At 40.2% G+C, this 16,897-nt stretch carries 17 protein-coding genes and 1 pseudogene; 8 read left to right on the top strand and 10 right to left on the bottom strand.

Translation table 11 applies throughout. The annotated features are described in order from the left end of the window. Positions 1-15: 15 nt before the first annotated feature. From CYP05_RS00355 to hemB, 5 genes are all read right to left on the bottom strand, one after another. A complete protein-coding gene (locus tag CYP05_RS00355) occupies positions 16-1,686 on the bottom strand; it encodes a TolC family protein (protein WP_103641657.1) in 1,671 nt (556 codons plus the stop codon). Positions 1,687-1,807: 121 nt separating this feature from the next. After that, entirely contained in the window at positions 1,808-3,169 is a 1,362-nt protein-coding gene (hemN, locus tag CYP05_RS00350) for an oxygen-independent coproporphyrinogen III oxidase (RefSeq protein ID WP_103641656.1), read from the bottom strand. Continuing rightward, a complete protein-coding gene (locus CYP05_RS00345) occupies positions 3,162-3,647 on the bottom strand; it encodes a DUF2603 domain-containing protein (RefSeq protein WP_103641655.1) in 486 nt (161 codons plus the stop codon). The genes hemN and CYP05_RS00345 overlap by 8 nt, the downstream gene beginning before the upstream one ends. Then, positions 3,644-4,561, bottom strand: coding sequence for an ornithine carbamoyltransferase (argF, locus tag CYP05_RS00340; protein WP_103641654.1), 918 nt, complete (start codon positions 4,559-4,561; stop codon positions 3,644-3,646). Before argF ends, CYP05_RS00345 begins: the two co-directional genes overlap by 4 nt. A 1-nt stretch (position 4,562) precedes the next feature. Further along, complete coding sequence (hemB, locus tag CYP05_RS00335; RefSeq protein ID WP_103641653.1) at positions 4,563-5,534, bottom strand: porphobilinogen synthase; 972 nt, start codon at positions 5,532-5,534, stop codon at positions 4,563-4,565. 68 nt (positions 5,535-5,602) lie between these two features. On the opposite strand from hemB, the gene ribA reads away from it, so the two are divergent. The 5 genes from ribA to htpX are packed head-to-tail and all read left to right on the top strand — an operon-like array spanning position 5,603 to position 8,160. Then, complete coding sequence (gene ribA, locus CYP05_RS00330) at positions 5,603-6,166, top strand: GTP cyclohydrolase II (protein ID WP_103572161.1); 564 nt, start codon at positions 5,603-5,605, stop codon at positions 6,164-6,166. After that, the gene (rsmG, locus tag CYP05_RS00325) at positions 6,166-6,732 is read left to right on the top strand and encodes a 16S rRNA (guanine(527)-N(7))-methyltransferase RsmG (RefSeq protein ID WP_103641652.1); all 567 of its coding nucleotides are present in this window, start codon (positions 6,166-6,168) and stop codon (positions 6,730-6,732) included. The genes ribA and rsmG overlap by 1 nt, the downstream gene beginning before the upstream one ends. Then, entirely contained in the window at positions 6,729-6,923 is a 195-nt protein-coding gene (locus tag CYP05_RS00320) for a hypothetical protein (protein WP_103641651.1), read from the top strand. Before rsmG ends, CYP05_RS00320 begins: the two co-directional genes overlap by 4 nt. Then, positions 6,920-7,285, top strand: a complete 366-nt coding sequence (locus CYP05_RS00315; RefSeq protein WP_103641650.1) for a hypothetical protein — start codon at positions 6,920-6,922, stop codon at positions 7,283-7,285. The genes CYP05_RS00320 and CYP05_RS00315 overlap by 4 nt, the downstream gene beginning before the upstream one ends. Positions 7,286-7,293: 8 nt before the next feature. Next, a complete protein-coding gene (gene htpX / locus CYP05_RS00310; RefSeq protein ID WP_103641649.1) occupies positions 7,294-8,160 on the top strand; it encodes a zinc metalloprotease HtpX in 867 nt (288 codons plus the stop codon). A gap of 129 nt (positions 8,161-8,289) precedes the next feature. On the opposite strand, the gene CYP05_RS00305 is transcribed toward htpX, so the two are convergent. Further along, positions 8,290-8,487 (bottom strand): threonine aldolase, encoded by a 198-nt coding sequence (locus CYP05_RS00305; RefSeq protein ID WP_103578215.1) that lies wholly within the window; start codon positions 8,485-8,487, stop codon positions 8,290-8,292. A gap of 88 nt (positions 8,488-8,575) precedes the next feature. After that, positions 8,576-11,029, bottom strand: a complete 2,454-nt coding sequence (locus tag CYP05_RS00300; protein ID WP_103641648.1) for a molybdopterin-dependent oxidoreductase — start codon at positions 11,027-11,029, stop codon at positions 8,576-8,578. 161 nt (positions 11,030-11,190) lie between these two features. Here CYP05_RS00300 and CYP05_RS00295 point away from each other — a divergent pair, with 161 nt between their 5' ends. From CYP05_RS00295 to CYP05_RS00285, 3 genes are read left to right on the top strand one after another with little or no spacing between them, the layout of a single operon-like run. Continuing rightward, complete coding sequence (locus tag CYP05_RS00295; RefSeq protein ID WP_012140151.1) at positions 11,191-11,484, top strand: putative quinol monooxygenase; 294 nt, start codon at positions 11,191-11,193, stop codon at positions 11,482-11,484. Between the two features lie 32 nt (positions 11,485-11,516). Then, the gene (locus tag CYP05_RS00290; protein ID WP_002941152.1) at positions 11,517-11,738 is read left to right on the top strand and encodes a hypothetical protein; all 222 of its coding nucleotides are present in this window, start codon (positions 11,517-11,519) and stop codon (positions 11,736-11,738) included. 51 nt (positions 11,739-11,789) lie between these two features. Beyond that, entirely contained in the window at positions 11,790-12,692 is a 903-nt protein-coding gene (locus CYP05_RS00285) for a hypothetical protein (RefSeq protein WP_103641647.1), read from the top strand. Between the two features lie 136 nt (positions 12,693-12,828). Here CYP05_RS00285 and CYP05_RS00280 read toward each other — a convergent pair whose 3' ends face one another. The 3 genes and pseudogenes from CYP05_RS00280 to CYP05_RS00270 form a co-directional block, all read right to left on the bottom strand. Beyond that, positions 12,829-15,567, bottom strand: coding sequence for a M16 family metallopeptidase (locus CYP05_RS00280; protein ID WP_103641646.1), 2,739 nt, complete (start codon positions 15,565-15,567; stop codon positions 12,829-12,831). Between the two features lie 100 nt (positions 15,568-15,667). Continuing rightward, entirely contained in the window at positions 15,668-16,384 is a 717-nt protein-coding gene (locus CYP05_RS00275) for a basic amino acid ABC transporter substrate-binding protein (RefSeq protein ID WP_103602472.1), read from the bottom strand. Positions 16,385-16,697: 313 nt separating this feature from the next. Beyond that, a pseudogene (locus tag CYP05_RS00270) lies at positions 16,698-16,897 on the bottom strand (methyl-accepting chemotaxis protein); the annotation flags it as partial.

Genomic DNA, 16,897 nt, shown 5'->3' with positions numbered 1-16,897 from the left:
TCACTTTTTAAATTTTTATCTTAAGTCGTTTTGAATACTGCAAGCGCCTTGAATATATCTCTTAGCAAAGCCTGGCTCAAAACTATCTGAAACCATACCCATGTTATCTAACAATCTATATTTTGCATAAGATAGTGCAGTCTCAGTTGTAGCAATCTCTTTTAAAGCTGTGTTGTACTCGTTTTCTGCATCAAGTAGATTGATAAGGTCGCGGCGACCGATTCTAAACTCATCTTGATATGCGTCGAGTGTAGCCTTAGAATACTCAACATGTTGGTTTAAATACCCCATTTTCTCTTGGTTAAGAACATAGTTTTGCCATGAGAATTCTAAAGACTCTTTAAGCTCTCTTACAAGGTTATCCATGGTTTGTTGCTCTTGTTGGGCAGCAAGTTGGCTTTTCTCTTTGTCTAGTTTATCGTTACCTTTGTTGTAAAGGTTATAGTTTAGTCTTAAAAGAGCATCAAATGTTTGCTCTTCATAATCATCATATAAAACATTTGAGTGATCATAAGCACCTGATACAACAAGATCTAGTTTTGGCAAGAAAGGTGCATTTTTCTCTTTTACAACTGACTCAGCCATAGCAATATTTGATCTTTGAACTAGAAGCGTTGGATTACAAAGAAGAGCTTTGTCATAAACAGCCTCTTTAGTATTTGGTAATGGTAGATTAAACTCAGGCATTACTAAATTTTTAGCATCAACCTTTTTCCCATATAGTTTTTCAAATGTAGAAAGTGCATCTTCATAGTTATTTTTAGCAGCTATATAGTTTGATTGAGCCAGAGTATAACGTGATCCAGCTTGTCTCTCCTCAGAAGCAATACCATAGCCTGATGTGGCTCTATCTTTAATTTGGTTATAAATTTCCTCATGACTTTTTACATTTTCTTCTTCGATCTCAAGAATTCTCTTTGTTTGAAGAACTTGCAAGTAGGCGTTCGCAGCACTAAGCGATAGTCTATCTGCAGCTTGAGCCACTGTGTAAGCAGCTGAATCAAGCCTTGCACTTTGAGAGTTGATTCTATTTTTATCGGCACCACCATTATAAAGGTTCTCAACTAAAGTTAAAGATGCACCAGATACTCTACCATCACCTCTTCTCGTTGAAATTCCGTCATCAAGACGTTTTCTCTCATATCCCACTCTAGCAGCTGCATCAAGTGTTGGATAATAAGCATTTTTAGATATTTTTAGATCTTTACCAACTTGTAAGTAGTTAAATTCTGTAGCTTTTAAGCTTGGATTTTCATTTAAAATAGTTTTTACAACTTGTTCTAGAGTTAAAACATTATTATCAGATTGTGCTACTGGTTTAGACTCAGCCGATATAGTTTGTTCTATCTTTGATTTTTGATCTAATTGAACATTTGTTGCTGAAGTTTTCGCTACCATTACAGCATCTTTGTAATCTGGCTGATTTTTTAATGTCACTAGTAACTCATTGGCCCTATCTTCAGAGACTGGAACTGTATCAATATACAAAAATCTTCTTCCACCGACTTCATAAATACCTATAGTTAGTTTTTTATCTATTTTTTTATTTTTTACATTTTCAATAGCACTATTAATTTTTGATTGACTGTCTTCTTTAGTAAAGGAAGTCAAAAAAATTCTATATGAATTATCCTGAGCAAATAATACTGTTGTAGCTAACGCACTGATTGCTAATACTTTTTTCATAAATAAATTTCCTTTTTACTTTAATTAAAATTTTGTAATCAAGCTTAATGCTTAAATATCCTCTTAGGTTAATATATACTAAGAAATATTAAATGCGGCTTAAGCATATTGCAATAAAAAATTATATTGTCTTAGAAAATCGCCTTAAATTCTCTGGAATTTTCTTTAGATATTCGTCAAAACACATTGCAATATTTCGTATTATCAGCGTTCCTGTCTCATTTACACTGATTTTATCTGTCGCAACATCGACAAATTCACTTAAATTCTTTAGCTCTTCAAGCTCATTTTTGAAATGTTCAAAGAAATTTATATGAAATTCATCCTCGACTGCCTTGATATTAAGCCCAAAATTGCTCATCAAACTCATAATAACACTTTTCCTAAGCAAGTCTTCATCGCTTAGATAAATTCCCTTTGCGTATGGCAATTTTCCAGCATCAATCGCTTTTTCATACTCATCCATATCTTTATGATTTTGCGCGTAGTGTCTTTTGCACTCACCAATACTCGTCACGCCAATACCAATGAGATCAGCGCCGCCCTTTGTCGTATAGCCTTGGAAATTCCTATGCAAAGTGCCATTTGCCAAAGCGCCAAAAAGCTCATCATTTGGCTTTGCAAAGTGATCCATTCCTATCATTTTGTAGCCATTTTTAGTTAAAAACTCAGCTGTAAATTTTAAAATTTCAAGCTTCACTTCTGGATTTGGCAGGGTTGTCTCATCGAATTTACGCATCGACTTTTTTATCCACGGCACGTGAGCGTAGTTAAATACTGCGAGCCTATCAGGATCAAGCGTAAGAGCAAGCTCAAGCGTCTTTTTAAAGCTCTCCAGACTTTGATATGGTAGGCCATAAATTAGATCCATATTTATTGATTTTATGCCTTTCTCTCTAGCCATTTTTACGGCATTTTGAGTGATCTCGTAGGGCTGAATTCTATGAATTTCTTTTTGCACCTTCTCATCAAAGTCCTGCACACCGTAGCTTATGCGGTTAAAGCCGTGAGATATGAGCACATCAAGCTGCTCGTTTGTCAAAAATCTAGGGTCAATCTCGCAGCTTATCTCAGCCTCTTTTGAGAAATTTTTAAATTTAGCCTTGATAAGTTTGATGATCTCATCAAGCTGAGCGGCATTATAAAATGTTGGTGTACCACCACCAAAGTGCATCTGTAAGACCTCAGCGCTAGTATCCAGGTGGCGAGCTAAAATTTCAAGCTCTTTTTCTACATATCTTATATATTTCTCTTTGCGATCCTCTTTGCTCGTGTAAATGACATTACAGCCACAAAAATAACAAGCGCTTCTGCAAAATGGCAAATGTAAATAAAGCGAAAGCGGCCTTTTTTTATCTCGATTTTCAAGTTCTTTTATATAAGCTTCATAGCTAAATTTATCGCTAAACTCTGGTGCTGTCGGATAGCTCGTATATCTTGGCCCTGGCCTTGAATACTTCACATAAGCACTAAAATCAATCATCTGCCCTACTCCTTGCCATTTGAATCACCTCTTTTATGTCTACAAATAAATTTGGATGCTCTTTTTTGATATTTTTTACCAGCTTGTCAAGATCAATATTAAATTGTCTACTTTTTTTATCGCTTGCGATCTTTTTTATCTCATCCATAGCAACCACCCAAACATCGCTAAAATCAACTGGAATGTTTTGCCAGATCGTCTTTTCAAGCCTTAGATCAAAATTTTCTTTTTGAGACTCTTTTAAGGCCTCGATCAAAGCCGAAAGCGATTTTACAGAGATTACCGTGTGTAAATTTTGATTTTCATCAATACCAAACCACGGCTCTTTTGAGTCCCAAGAGCCACTTTTTAAATTTAAAATATGCTCATTTGGATTTTTGGTTGAAACTATCTCAAAGATCGTTTTTTCAGGGCTACTCAGCCCAAGGTTATTGCCGATCTCATCTATCTCATCATATATATTTTTATCTTTGCTCATCTTCTTCTCTCATCCAGCCAGACCATCACACCTTTTTGGGCATGAAGTCTGTTTTCAGCCTCGCTAAAAATTTCATCCGCGTGCTTCTCAAAAACTGCCTCACTCACCTCATAGCCTCTATAAGCTGGCAAACAGTGCAAAAATATCGCGTCTTTTTTAGCTAGACTCATCAAATTTTCATCCACGCAGTATCCAGCAAAGTCTTTTAGCCTCTTTTCTTTCTCGGCCTCTTGCCCCATCGATACCCAAGTATCTGTAGTCACTACATCGGCACCATTTACCGCTTCTTTTATATCATTTGTGATAAAAATTTTCGCCCCTGAAATTTTTGCGTTTTCATTAGCCATTTTTAAAATTTTTGCATCCACTTCGTAGCCTTTTGGCGTAGCGACCCTTAGCTCAAGTCCAAGTTTGCTTGCTAGCATGAGCCACGAGTGAGTCATGTTGTTGCCGTCCCCTACGTACGCGACCTTCTCTCCTGCGCTAAATTCTAGCATCGTGAGATAATCCGCCATGAGCTGCACTGGGTGAAATTTATCACTTAAGCCATTTATAACTGGCACGCTTGAAAATTTAGCAAATTCTTCTAGCGTTTCATGCTTATCGACCCTTAGCATAGCCATGTCGCACATCCTGCTTATCACTCTAGCGGTGTCACGGATAGGCTCGCCGCGGCCTATTTGTATATCGTTTTTGCTTAAAAATAGCGCATATCCACCAAGCTCATGCATGCCCACATCAAAGCTCACTCTAGTTCTAGTCGAGCTTTTTTCAAATATCATCGCAAGCTTTTGGTCTTTAAGATATGACTTAAATTCTCTAGCCTTCGCCTCTTTTTTGATCTTGCGGGCTAAATTTATCATCTGCTCGATTTCATCTTTGCTAAAGTCATTTAGCGTCAAAAAGTGCCTCATCTTAGCCCCTTAAAATTTTAGCCGCTTCTTTTGCGTGATAGGTGATGATCAAATTTGCACCTGCTCTTTTAAAGCCGATTAATGTCTCCATCATGACGCGCTCATAGTCGATGATGCCGGCTTTTGCGCCAGCTTTTAGCAGTGCGTACTCGCCGCTTACGTTATAGACGCAAAGTGGCAAAAGTGTCAAATTCCTAAGCTCTCTAACGATGTCAAGATAGGCAAGTGCTGGCTTTACCATCAAGATGTCAGCGCCTTGCGTCTCGTCTTGCAAGCTCTCGTTGATCGCCTCCAAGCGGTTTGCGCTGTCCATTTGGTAGCTCTTTCTATCGCCAAAGCTTGGTGCGCTTTGCGCTACGTCGCGAAATGGTCCGTAGTAAGCTGAGGCAAATTTAGTCGAATACGCCATCACTGGCAAATTCTCAAAGCCATTGCTATCAAGCGCCTCTCTTAGTGTTGCAATTATGCCATCCATCATACCGCTTGGTGCGATCATGTCGGCGCCATTTTGAGCGTGTATCAAAGCTTGTTTAGCTGAAATTTCAAGCGTTGCGTCGTTGTCGATGGTGTTATGCACGTGGTCGATTATGCCGCAGTGGCCGTGGTCTGTATATTCGCAAAAGCAAAGATCGGTGATGACTACTAAATTTGGAAATTTATCCTTTATAGCTCTAAGTGCGGTTGCGATGATGCCGTCGTTACTTAGTGCGTCGCTGCCAACGCTATCTTTTAGGCTCGGTATGCCAAATAAAATGATCGATTTTATGCCTAAATTTACTATCTCTTCGCACTCTTTTAAAATTTCATCGATACTCATTTGATAGACGCCCGGCATCGAAGCGATCTCGTTTTTAACGCCTTTGCCCTCGACTACAAAGAGCGGATAGATGAAGTCATTTACGCTAAGGCTAGTCTCTCTTACCATCTCTCTTAAAGCTGGATTTATTCTTAATCTTCTAAAACGTTTAAACATATTTTTGCCTTTTCTTTGTTAAAATGCGTGATTTTTAGCTAGTTTAGCACAGTTGGAGTAAATTTAAAATGAAAATAGAAATTTCAAACGCCGCAAATCTACCCTCGAGATTTGGCACTTATAAGGTTCAAGCCTTCAAAGAAGGGGCAAAAGAGCACCTTGTGATATACAAAGAGCCTTTAAGTGAAGTAGTAAATCTTAGAATTCACTCCGAATGCTTAACTGGCGATGCTATCGGGAGCCTAAAATGCGACTGCCGCGACCAGCTTGAAGCGAGCCTAAAATATATCGAAGAAAATGGCGGTATGGTCATCTACCTACGTCAAGAGGGCAGAAATATCGGGCTTTTAAACAAGATAAATGCCTACAACCTCCAAGACAAGGGCTTTGACACGATAGAAGCCAATCACCAGCTAGGTTTTAAGGCTGATGAGAGGACTTACGAAGTGGTTGATTTTATCCTAAATCACTACGGCATAAAAGAGGTAAATTTACTCACAAACAACCCTTTAAAACTTCACGGACTAAGCTCAGTAAAGATCGTAAAACGCGTGCCTATCGTCATCAAACCAAATAAATTTAACGAAGGCTACTTAAAGGTCAAAAAAGAGCAAATGGGACACATCTTGTGATGAAAAATGAGCTCTGCTTGCCAGCAGTTTTTGACGAAAAATTAAAGGCTTACGTTCAAATTTTTGCTAAATTTAACAAAGTCCATAGCTTAAGCAACTATAAAGATATAAGCGAGCAGGTGCTTGATAGTATTAGACCGCTTGAGATTTTTGACCTAAGTGCCAAAACGGCGATCGATGTGGGCAGTGGAGCTGGCTTTCCAGCGATATTTTTAGCCCTTGCGATGCCGCGCACTAAGTGGCACCTTTTTGAGCCGATAGCCAAAAAATCGTCATTTCTAAGCTACGCTAAGATCGAGCTTGGCTTGCAAAATTTAGAAGTTCATAGCCAAAAGATCGAGCTTGCAGATAAATTTACGGCTGATCTCATCACCTCAAGGGCGCTTAGCAAGACAAAAGAGCTCATAAAAATTTGCGACGGATTTTATGATGAAAACACCAAATTTCTCATCTACAAGGGCTCAAGCGTCATGGATGAAATTTCAGGCATCGACGCGCAAATTTATAATGAAAAAAATAGAAACTACATATATTTTAATCTCAAAAATCAAGGGGAGATACGTTGAAATACTTGCTTTTTGTAGCGATTTTGGTTGCGATTTACATCATATTTTTTAAAAATAGAAAAAAAAGCGACAAAATAAGCATCAGTAACTTCGAAGAGTGTAGCAAATGCGGTGTCTTTAGCGACATCGACCAAATGGTGCTGCGAGACGGAAAATACATCTGTAAAGAGTGTATAAAGGGTGAGAGATGAAAATTTTGGGTGATGAACTGATCAAATTTGAGCCGCTATTTCTTTGCAAAAGCGAAGATGAAATTTTAAATGGCAGGCAAAATCTCTTTAAATTTGATAGAAATTTGATAAAAAGAGCGCTAGAAGCTGGAGCAAACTTTAGCATCATCGCAAATGACATAAACGAAGCTATCATCGCAAATGCCACTGGAGCAAAATTTATTATTGCCGATATTACGCTTGCAAAAGATCTGGCAAAAGTTGCGCAAAACTACCTATTTGACGCGCTTATTGCTGTTTTGATAGAAAGTGAAACAAGCCTTTGCGAGCTTGCGAAATTTGAGATCGACGCGGCGATCCTGCCAAATGCTATAAAAGAATAAGGACAAAAATGGAAATTTTCAAAACCGCTTTTTTAATGGTTGCTTTAATGCTAGTTTTTATCGCTGTTGGCGGCTATGTGGGCGGCGAGCAAGGCATGATGATCGCCTTTTTGATGGCAGCTGGCATGAATCTATTTTCTTACTTTTTTAGCGACAAGCTCGTGCTAAAAAGATATAACGCCATCCCAGTCGATGAAAGCAACGCTCACGGCCTTTACGAGATCGTCTCACGCCTCACACAAAAGGCGAATTTGCCGATGCCAAAAATTTACATCATCCCAGAAGAGGTGCCAAACGCCTTTGCCACAGGCCGCAACCCAAGCCACGCAGCCGTCGCAGTAACCGAGGGGCTTTTAAAAATTTTAAATGAAAACGAGATCGAGGGCGTGCTAGCTCACGAGCTAAGTCACGTAAGACACTACGACATCCTAACTGGCTCAGTCGCTGCCATACTAGCTGGGGCTATCGCGATGGTCGCAAATTTCGCCAAGATAGGCACCGTAGCAGGGCAAAATCAAAACTCACAAAGAAACGCCAACCCAGTAATTATGCTAATCATCGCCGTTGTGATGCCACTAGCTGCTACGATCATCCAAATGGCGATCTCAAGGGAGCGCGAGTACAAGGCGGACAAAGGCGCAGCCTATCTCACAGGACACCCAGAGTGGCTAGCCAGCGCACTAAGAAAGCTTGAGAACTACTCAAATTCTTACGTTATGCAAAACGCAAACGAGCAAAGCGCACATATGTTTATCGTAAATCCATTTGGCTCGCTAACTAGCAAGCTTGGCGTACTTTTTAGAACGCATCCTAGCACTAGCGACAGGATCGCTGAGCTTCAAAGGCTAGAACGAGAAATCACAAAAGAAGTGTAATTCATAGCATAGTAGTAACTTTGATAAAAAGTCTATATTTTTACAAATCATTAATTTCATAAACCCAAAGCACAAATTTATTATAAAAAGTTATACTAACTGTACACCTACAAATAAGTAATTTAGATTTTAAAAATTTGCCACCGTGATGCCCTTTGCGCCGCACTCTACTTGCAGTTTTGCAAAGTATGGCATCTTGTGCGTTTTGGTATGTGGTCTTAAGCTTACGTTAAATTTATCAGCATATTTTTGCATTTTGTCTAAGTTTTTTAGCACTATCTCCCTATCTATGAGCAGTGCTGGAGTGTCTATTTCGGCGATTTTCATGAGCTATCCTTTATTTTTTCTTAGATTTTAACTCTAATTATTTAAAAAAGGATAGCTTTTAGCACTTTAAATTTTCAAAGTGTTACTTTTAGGCCTTTCTTACGCCGATCTTTGGTGCGTCAAACGCCGTTACACGCTTTGGCAACCCTTTAAATTTCTCGACATCAACAAGGCTTGTGTGAGCAGTATTGCTCTGGCTCATCTTGCTTGATGGCACGTCTTTTGTGAGCACGTTTAAATTTCCGTGCAAGCAAAGGCTCTTCTCGCCTGGCACATCTGGGTCGTACCAAGCGCCTTCGCTCACGATGACGACGTTTTGTGGCACGTCCTCGGTCACAAAGGCACCGCACAAAATTTCGCCCCTGTCGTTGTAAATTTTCACCACGTCGCCCATTTTTATCCCTCTAGCCTCGGCTGTTTTTGGGTTTATGAGCACTGGCTCGCGCTCTGCGATCTCGTTAAAATGGCGAAGCACAGAGTTATTTAGCTGCGAGTGAAGTCTAAATTTAGAGTGCGCGCCGCTGATGGCGATAGGGTATTTTTTATTTTTTGCGCCCAGCCACTCAAATGGCTCAAGCCACGTCGCATGCGGTGGGCAGTCGTCGTAGCCAAAGCCAGCGACCGTTTCAGAGTAAATTTCTATCTTGCCAGATGGCGTTTTTAGCGGATTTGCCACTGGGTCGTCGCGGAATTTCTTGTAGTTTGTAAAGTAGCGTTTTTTCTCATCGACCTTGTCAAATCTAAAATAACCCTTATCCCAAAACTCATCAAAGCTTGGCATGCTCTCATACCCAAGCCCAGCAGCTTTTTTAACGGCATCTTCGTAAATTTCTTTAACCCACTCTAGCTCGCTTTTGCCCTCGCTAAATGCCTCTTCTCTGCCCCACTCTTTTGCGATGAGCCTTGCGATCTCGAAGTCGCTCTTGCTCTCGCCAAATGGCGCGACAAGCGGCTTAATGGCAAAGAGATATTCGTTTGTTGAGTTTGCCATCTCGATGTCCGTTCGCTCGCACTCAAGCGCAGCTGGCAGGACGATGTCGCTTAGTTTTGCCGTGCTCGTCCAAAATGGCTCGCAAGTGATGATCGCACTAACTTTTTGCATAGCTTTTATCGCCCTGTTGGTCTCTGGATGCCTTGTAAATGTCGAGCCGTTGGCGTTAAACATCACTCTGATCTTTGGTAGCTTGTAGCTCTTGCCATTTCTAGTTATCTCCTTACCAGGGCTTAAAAGCGCGTCTATTAGCCTTGAGTTTGGCAGCTCGTAGCCCTTAGTCTTTGGCACTAGCCCGCTATCAATGAATTTTTGTGGCACCTTTGTCTCAAAAGCCGCTAGTTTAGGCGCTATGAAGCTTTCATCAGCGTTTTTGTGCATGCCGTCATTTGTGACAAAGCCACAACCCTCTTTGCCGATGTGTCCAAGCATCGCATTTAGCGTCACTAGCGCCCAGTAGGCCATCTCGCCGTGATCTTGCCTTTGGATGGCGTAGCCACTAACTATGACTGAGTCGCTTTTGGCTAGATCCTCGCTAAATTTCGCCAGCTCTTGCTCGCTGACGCCACAAATTTTGCTTGCCCAAGCTAGGTTTTTATTGACCCCGTCTTTTGTGCCAAGCATATACTCTTTAAATTTATCAAAGCCAACAGTGTATTTTTCTATAAATTCTTTGCTATAAAGCCCCTTTTCAAAAAGGTAGTTGCACATACCTATCATCATCGCCGTATCGGTGCAAGGCACGACTTCAAGGTACTTTGCGCCAAAATATCTTGCGCTTTCGTTGTGATAAACATCGACGCTATAAATTTTCATCTCGCCGCTTTCGCCTTTTTTTCTGATCTCATCGTAGTATTTATATGAGTTGTGAAGCGGCACGCCAATGGCGATCTTGTTCGAAACGACTGGGTTTGTGCCCCAAAATACGATCGTTTTAGCATTTTTTAAGATAGCCTCCCACTTTGTTGGCGCGAGCGTTGGATCGATCGAGCCTGTGATGTGAGGCAAGATGACAGTCGCTGCGCCGTATGAGTAGCCACCAAGCTCATTTACATATCCGCCAAGCACGTTAAGTAGCCTCTTTGCGGTCTTTTGGCTGTGACCAACTTTGCCAAGGCTACCCCACTGATAAACCTGTCCATATATCGCTTCAGCGCCGTATTTATCAAAATTTTCTTTTAAAATTTTCGCACTTAGTTTTATCGCCTCATCCCAGCTAACGCGCACAAATTCCTCTTTGCCACGAAGCTCTGGCTTTGGGTTGTTTGGGTCAGCTAAAAAGCTCTTTCTAACAAATGGATATTTTACACGGCTTTCATTTTGGATATGATCAAGAAGTGCGTTGTTTAGCTCATTTGGGCACGCATCGCCCTCAAATGGCTCAGTCTCTACAACGCGCCCTGCGATAGTTTTTACATAAAATGGGCCAAATTTGTTTGCACTTAGTCCGCTTTGCTTGTCAAAGAGCGCCTGAGCTGCTCCGTCAAGCTCTTTTGCTTGAAGGCTTGCTGCGCTTAAGGCACCAAGCTTTAAAAAGTCTCGTCTTTTCATTTTCTCTCCGATTTTGGTTAAATTTACTGTTTTTGGTTGGTTTTATGAGTTATAAATTTAGTATTTTGTATCATCTTGTCATGAAAAGGCCTTGTAATGTGATACGCAAACTTGCGTCTAAATTGCGTTATTTTAGCCAAAAAATATTAAAGGATAGACAAATGGTAGGATTTTATGTAAATGTAAAGTTAAAAGCTGGATGTGAGGCGAAATTTGAAGAGATTTTAAAAGAGATCGTGCCAGCTTCAAGAAAAGACAAAGGCTGCATAAGCTACGAGTGTGGCGTAGTTGCGGGCACTAAAAGCGAATACTGCTTTATGGAGAGCTGGGAAAATTTAGAGAGCCAAAAAGAGCATATGAAGAGCGCTCACATGGTGAAAAATGCGGCTGCGCTGGAGGCTTGCAAAGAGAGCCAAGAGGTGAAAATAATAAATTTTGTAAGCGTAAAGGAATAATATTTGCTTAAAAAGGGGCAAAATTTAGAAAAATGAGCGAAGAAAAGATGCTTGAGATGATAAACGCGACTGCCGATATTATGTTTATGGCTATACTTAGAGGGCGTGTGAGCCTTGAAGCCTGCAAAAAGGACAAGGAATTTATAGACGCCCTAAGAGAAGAGCTGCTTAGCAAAAACCCAAACAAGCTCAAAGTCGCGCAAGACTCGCACCAGATGATCGCCATTTTCGAAAAATACCGCAATAAAAAATAATCCAACTTAAAATTTAAATTTATTTGCCGATATAGTGTTAAAGGATTTGACATGATAAACGCACTAAATGGATTTAATCAAAGCTTTAACTACCAAGACACTTTTAATAAGCAGCCAACAACTATTGAAAATTTAGACAGAGTAAAAATTTCTCCCAATGCCCTAGACTTCAAGCATCTATCACTTTCTGGCTACTCGTCAAATGATAAAATTTCTATCTGGGGCAAGATGAACGGGCTTGATAGCTCTATGGGTAAAGATGAAGTTGCTAGCCTTAAAAATTTCGTTGATAGCACGAAGCTTTGGCGAGCAAGCTCCATTCTAACCAGCGAGAAAAACGGCTTTAGCGTAGATGAGTTTAACAAAACTTACAATATATATGCTATTGCCACCGACAACCTGAAAATTCTAATCAACCACACCAACGGCATACTTTATCTAAACCGTGAGGCTACAAATTTACTAGACTCTGATCTAAGTATCGATAAATTTAAAGACAAATGGCTGGAATTTACCGCCGAAAGGATACTTGGCGAGCATGCAAATGTGAAAATTTCTTTTAAAGACGGGGCTTTACACTACGAGCAAACATCGGCTAAAAAACGCATAGAAGTCCTAGGTCAAGCGATGCCGCATCGTGTAAGCTACGCTGATAAAAATAGCAAAGATGAGTTTTTGAAATTTCTAAAAACAAGCTATGAAAAGGGCGAAAATATCGCTGATGTGCTGCAAAATATCGCTCTTACGCCAGTTAGAGAAGATGGCGGTGAAGAGATAGAAGAAGAGAAATTTAAGCCTATGCAAGTTACCAAAAAGAGCGTGACCTACACGGATAAGGATATAAAACGCGAATTTTTTGAAGAATTTATCAGGCGCGAGGTCGAAAATGGCGCAAGCTTTGATGATCTGGTGCAAAAGCTAAACAAGCTAAAGCCAAAGGATATACTGGCTTAGCTTTAGGGTTTAAATTTTGGGGCTGGCTTAGCGCGCTAAATTTTATTCAGGCTTAGATTTAAAGAGCTAGCTTAGCTCCAAAATTTCTACTCAGGTTTAAAATTTAAAGAGCCAGCTACCCCCCCAAAAAAAATTTCTACTTCGGATTATTTATACTTATCACCATATTTTTCTCATCAAGATATAGCCTAGCAGCCTCTTTGATATCGTCATTTGTGAGCGCTTTGACCGCATCTATATACTCATCAGCCGTGTAAAGTGGCGTGTTAAAAATTTTATTTGAGATGATGAGATTTTGCCAAAACTCAGGCTTTTCGTAATCTTTTTTTATAGAAATTTCACTCTGCGCCTTAAAATCCTCCAAATGCTTTGGCAAGAGCGCGCCATCACGCTTGATGCTAGCTATTATCTCTTTTATCTCGGCGATGATCTTGTCCGTGTTTGCAGGGTCGCAAGTAAAGCCGATCACCGCCTTTGAGTGCTCATACGGATAGCGAGCGAGCCTAGCGTTTAGGCTAAAGCCGTATGTTTGGCCTTTGTCCTCTCTGATCTTTTCACGAAGCGCCGTTTTTAGGACCGAGCTTAGCGCTCTTAGTTTGACCACCTCTTTGAAGCTGTATTTTGTATCTAAATTTACGATATCCACGCTCACATCGCTTCTTTTTGTGCTTTGATACTCCCTTTTAAAGGTGTGCTCTCCCTTGATGCTTCGCACGCCATCATCTTTAAAATTTTCAGCCTCGCCAAGCTTTGGCAAGGTAGCGATATACTTTTTAACAAGTGGCAAAAGCCTCTGCTCGTCGGTGTCGCCGATGATTACGAAGGTGTATGAGGCTGCGTTTGTAAATTTATCTTTGATGATAGCTTTTAGCTCATTTAGCTTTAGCGCATCGATCTGCGCCATCTCAATGGGCGCTACACGCTTGTTGTTTTCATAAAAAAATTTGCTAAATTCAGTGCTAAATTTATATTCAGGTAAATTTTGCTCTTTAGCTAGCTCATCTTTTGCTCTTTGTTTTATCCTCTCAAGCACGTTTGCATCGGCTCTTGGGGAGTTAAACTCTAAATTTATAACAGCTAGCAGTGAGCCAAGATCGCCACTGCTTGAAGAGCCGTAAATGCCCTGCGTAAGCGCCTCTATGCTCTTTTCGTAGCTTACTATCTTGTCGTTTAGCACCTTTGAAAGCTCGTAGTTGTTAAATTTGCCAACGCCACTTTCATTTGTAAGCGCAACCGCAAAGCCACCAAGCTTAGGATCAGCAAGATCTGAAGTGCCACCCTTGCTAATGGCTGCAAACAAGATGCTATCTTTTTTGGTAGTTAGCGGCTTAAAGATGACTTGCGAGCCGTTTGGCAGCTTATAAGTGTAGATGCCATGCTTTTGATCAAATTCACTAGAAAGGGTATCTTTTGGCTCTAAATTTTCATTGCCAAGGCTCTTATTTAGGCTCTGGCTAACTAAATTTGTATCGTAAGGGTTAGCCTCATCTTTTAGCTTTAAAAAGGCATCTTTGCTAAGTTTAAAGCCATCTTTGCTAAAGACCCTCACGCGCTCATCGGGTATGGCTAAAATTTGCTTAAATCTAGCATTTACCTCTTCAAGCGTGATCTCGTTTAAGAGCTTTAGGCTAAGGTTTTTGCTATCTTCATCGCTTAGCACAAAGCCGCCATTTTCGATCATATTTAAAATTTCACTTGCATAAACGCTTGATTTTTTAGTTTTTGAGCGTTTAAATTTAGCCTCTACGTTTGCCACAAACGCCTTTTTAACATCGCTAAAGTCGCCTTTATTAAAGCCAAATTTCTCAATGCCCTTTAAAACGCTTAACATATCTTTAAGGCTATCGTTAAAATCATCTCCGATCACATTTGCCTCAAAGCTATAAATTTTTTGCTTTGCTTGAAGCGTTTGCGCCATAAAATCAACGCTTAAATTTGATGAATTATTTGCATTTTTTTGCTCATAAAGCATATTTATAAGGCTAGCTATTAGCGCATCTTTTAAATTTCTCTTCACGTCAGCCTCATCCAAGACTGGCTTAAATTTATCAAAAAAGCTAAGTCTTACAAACTGAGCCGCCGTCTCGTTTGCGTCGTAGCTAAAGATGTTTAGCCCATCTTTAAAAGCGATGCTTTTGTCTGGATGAGCGTAAGAGTTGCTATTTTTTGCTGCGCTAAAGCTTTTTTCCATCAGGGCTTTTATCTCGTTTTTATCAAAGTCGCCAACTGCCACAAAGCTCATAAATCTTGGCTGATAAAGCCTCTCGTAAAACTCTTGCATGTGCTTAGCATCTACGCTTTTTATCACGTTCATGTCGCCTATAGGCACTCTTTTTTGATAGATGCTACCTGCAAAGATGTCCTTGCTCTGGGTAAGATAGAGCCTATAAGCTGGCGTGTTTCGCTGGCGCTCCTCTTCCATTATGACGCCACGCTCCTTATCAAGTTCGCCTGCATCGATCTTTACGCCATCGATCCAGTTTGAAAAGACCTTAAAAACATCCTTTAAATTTTTCTCATTTACATTTATGCTTAGCGTGTAGCTCGTCTGATCGTAGCTGGTTTGTGCGTTTAGATCAGCGCCAAATTTGACCCCGAGGCTCTCAAGCTGCTTGATAAGCTCATTTTTGCTAAAGTCGCGGCTGCCATTAAACGCCATGTGCTCCAAAAAGTGCGCAAGCCCCTGCTCGCCATCTCTCTCATCAGTCGAGCCTGAATTTACGACTAGGTAAAAGATGGCCGTTTTTTGCGGGAGTTTATTCTCTTTTATATAGTATTTTAACCCATTTTCTAGCTCGCCACTTAGCATGTCTTTGTCATTTTGCAAGGCAAAGAGGCTAAGTGCTAGGCATAAAAGTAGCAGAATTTTTCTCATAATCCGTCCTTTAAATTTCTATGTAAAAGCGGATTTTAGTATAAATTTTAAAATGCAAGATAAAGCTGGCCTGCTAAATTTGCAGGCTAGTTGGGAGGTGTTATTTTAATTCGTATTTTTTAAGCAGTGCGTCGTAGCTGCCGTCTTTTTTCATCTCATCTAAAATTTGATTTATCTTAGCGATAAGCTCGCTCTCTTTATTTTTGTCAAAAGCAATTGAAAAGCCCTCGCTACCATCAACCTCTTTGAAAAATGCCTCTACTTCAGGGTTTTTCTTGATAAAGCCATAGCCGATCGAGCTATCAAGGATGACTGCGTCAAATTTGCCAACTTTTAGCCCCATGATGAGTGGCACAGTATCTTCTGAAGGCACTACTTTTGCGCCATTTATCGCATTTGCAGCTAGCTCTTGGATGGTGCCTTGTTGCACGCCTACTTTTTTGCCAGCTAGCTCTTCTTTAGCTTTTAAAGCGTCGTTGCCTTTTTTCTTTAGGTAGATGTTTTCAGTTAGGTAGTATGGCTTTGTAAAGTCAATCGACTTTAGTCTATCAGGAGTCGCGCTCATCGCACTTATGATGCCATTTATCTTGCCAGCTTTAAGCGCTGGGATGAGGCCATCAAAGCTCATATTTATGATCTTATATGAAAAGCCAGCACGCTTTGAAATTTCGTCTATCAGATCGATGTCAAAGCCTGTTATTTTGTTGTTTTCATCGATGTATTCAAATGGCGGGTAGTTTGCCGCTGTACCAAATTTTAGCTCGTTTGCACAAAGAGCAACAAACGCTGTCAGTAAAAGAGCAAAGATCTTTTTCATGTCTATCCTTTAAGGTGATTTAAAGCCCTAATTATCGGTATTTATCTATTAAAATTTGTTTAAATTTAGCGCAATGACAGAAATTTACACAAGCTTGTAAAGTGTATAGGCAAGTGCTCTAGAAAGATTTCAATCAAATTTTAAAATTTATGAGCGAGCGTATCTAAAATTTATCAGAGATTTTAAAACGCATGCGGCACGATAGTGCTATCGCATGCACCTTGAACGTGCGAGGGGTTTAGGGGATTTAAAAAGGGGGATAAGGGGACGGCTTCGTAACTCGAGTCCCCTTGTCCCCCTTTGGATAAAAAAGCTAGAATTTCTTCTTCCTAACCTCTTCAACTATAGCTTTAGCCATCTCATCTACTTCTGATGTTACTTCATTGGCTTTATTAGCAATTACCACGTTTTCTTTTGTTAGATTATCTATTTGAGCAACTGATTGATTTATCATATTTATGCCTTCACTTTGCTCTTTGATTGATTCACTCATTTCATTTATTGATTGAGCTA

Origin of the sequence: Campylobacter concisus (genome assembly GCF_002913545.1) — a bacterium.
GTDB lineage: Bacteria > Campylobacterota > Campylobacteria > Campylobacterales > Campylobacteraceae > Campylobacter_A > Campylobacter_A concisus_AV.
This window is presented reverse-complemented; position numbering and strand designations above follow the sequence as displayed.

What these genes read in the sequence shown, in the direction of transcription:
- CYP05_RS00275 (WP_103602472.1), bottom strand. Translation starts at nt 16,384, where the DNA reads ATGAAAAAGATCTTTGCTCTTTTACTGACAGCGTTTGTTGCTCTTTGT.
- rsmG (WP_103641652.1), top strand. Translation starts at nt 6,166, where the DNA reads ATGAAAAATGAGCTCTGCTTGCCAGCAGTTTTTGACGAAAAATTAAAG.
- htpX (WP_103641649.1), top strand. Translation starts at nt 7,294, where the DNA reads ATGGAAATTTTCAAAACCGCTTTTTTAATGGTTGCTTTAATGCTAGTT.
- CYP05_RS00305 (WP_103578215.1), bottom strand. Translation starts at nt 8,487, where the DNA reads ATGAAAATCGCCGAAATAGACACTCCAGCACTGCTCATAGATAGGGAG.
- CYP05_RS00355 (WP_103641657.1), bottom strand. Translation starts at nt 1,686, where the DNA reads ATGAAAAAAGTATTAGCAATCAGTGCGTTAGCTACAACAGTATTATTT.
- CYP05_RS00280 (WP_103641646.1), bottom strand. Translation starts at nt 15,567, where the DNA reads ATGAGAAAAATTCTGCTACTTTTATGCCTAGCACTTAGCCTCTTTGCC.
- ribA (WP_103572161.1), top strand. Translation starts at nt 5,603, where the DNA reads ATGAAAATAGAAATTTCAAACGCCGCAAATCTACCCTCGAGATTTGGC.
- argF (WP_103641654.1), bottom strand. Translation starts at nt 4,561, where the DNA reads ATGAGGCACTTTTTGACGCTAAATGACTTTAGCAAAGATGAAATCGAG.
- CYP05_RS00295 (WP_012140151.1), top strand. Translation starts at nt 11,191, where the DNA reads ATGGTAGGATTTTATGTAAATGTAAAGTTAAAAGCTGGATGTGAGGCG.
- hemN (WP_103641656.1), bottom strand. Translation starts at nt 3,169, where the DNA reads ATGATTGATTTTAGTGCTTATGTGAAGTATTCAAGGCCAGGGCCAAGA.
- CYP05_RS00290 (WP_002941152.1), top strand. Translation starts at nt 11,517, where the DNA reads ATGAGCGAAGAAAAGATGCTTGAGATGATAAACGCGACTGCCGATATT.
- hemB (WP_103641653.1), bottom strand. Translation starts at nt 5,534, where the DNA reads ATGTTTAAACGTTTTAGAAGATTAAGAATAAATCCAGCTTTAAGAGAG.
- CYP05_RS00300 (WP_103641648.1), bottom strand. Translation starts at nt 11,029, where the DNA reads ATGAAAAGACGAGACTTTTTAAAGCTTGGTGCCTTAAGCGCAGCAAGC.
- CYP05_RS00285 (WP_103641647.1), top strand. Translation starts at nt 11,790, where the DNA reads ATGATAAACGCACTAAATGGATTTAATCAAAGCTTTAACTACCAAGAC.
- CYP05_RS00345 (WP_103641655.1), bottom strand. Translation starts at nt 3,647, where the DNA reads ATGAGCAAAGATAAAAATATATATGATGAGATAGATGAGATCGGCAAT.
- CYP05_RS00315 (WP_103641650.1), top strand. Translation starts at nt 6,920, where the DNA reads ATGAAAATTTTGGGTGATGAACTGATCAAATTTGAGCCGCTATTTCTT.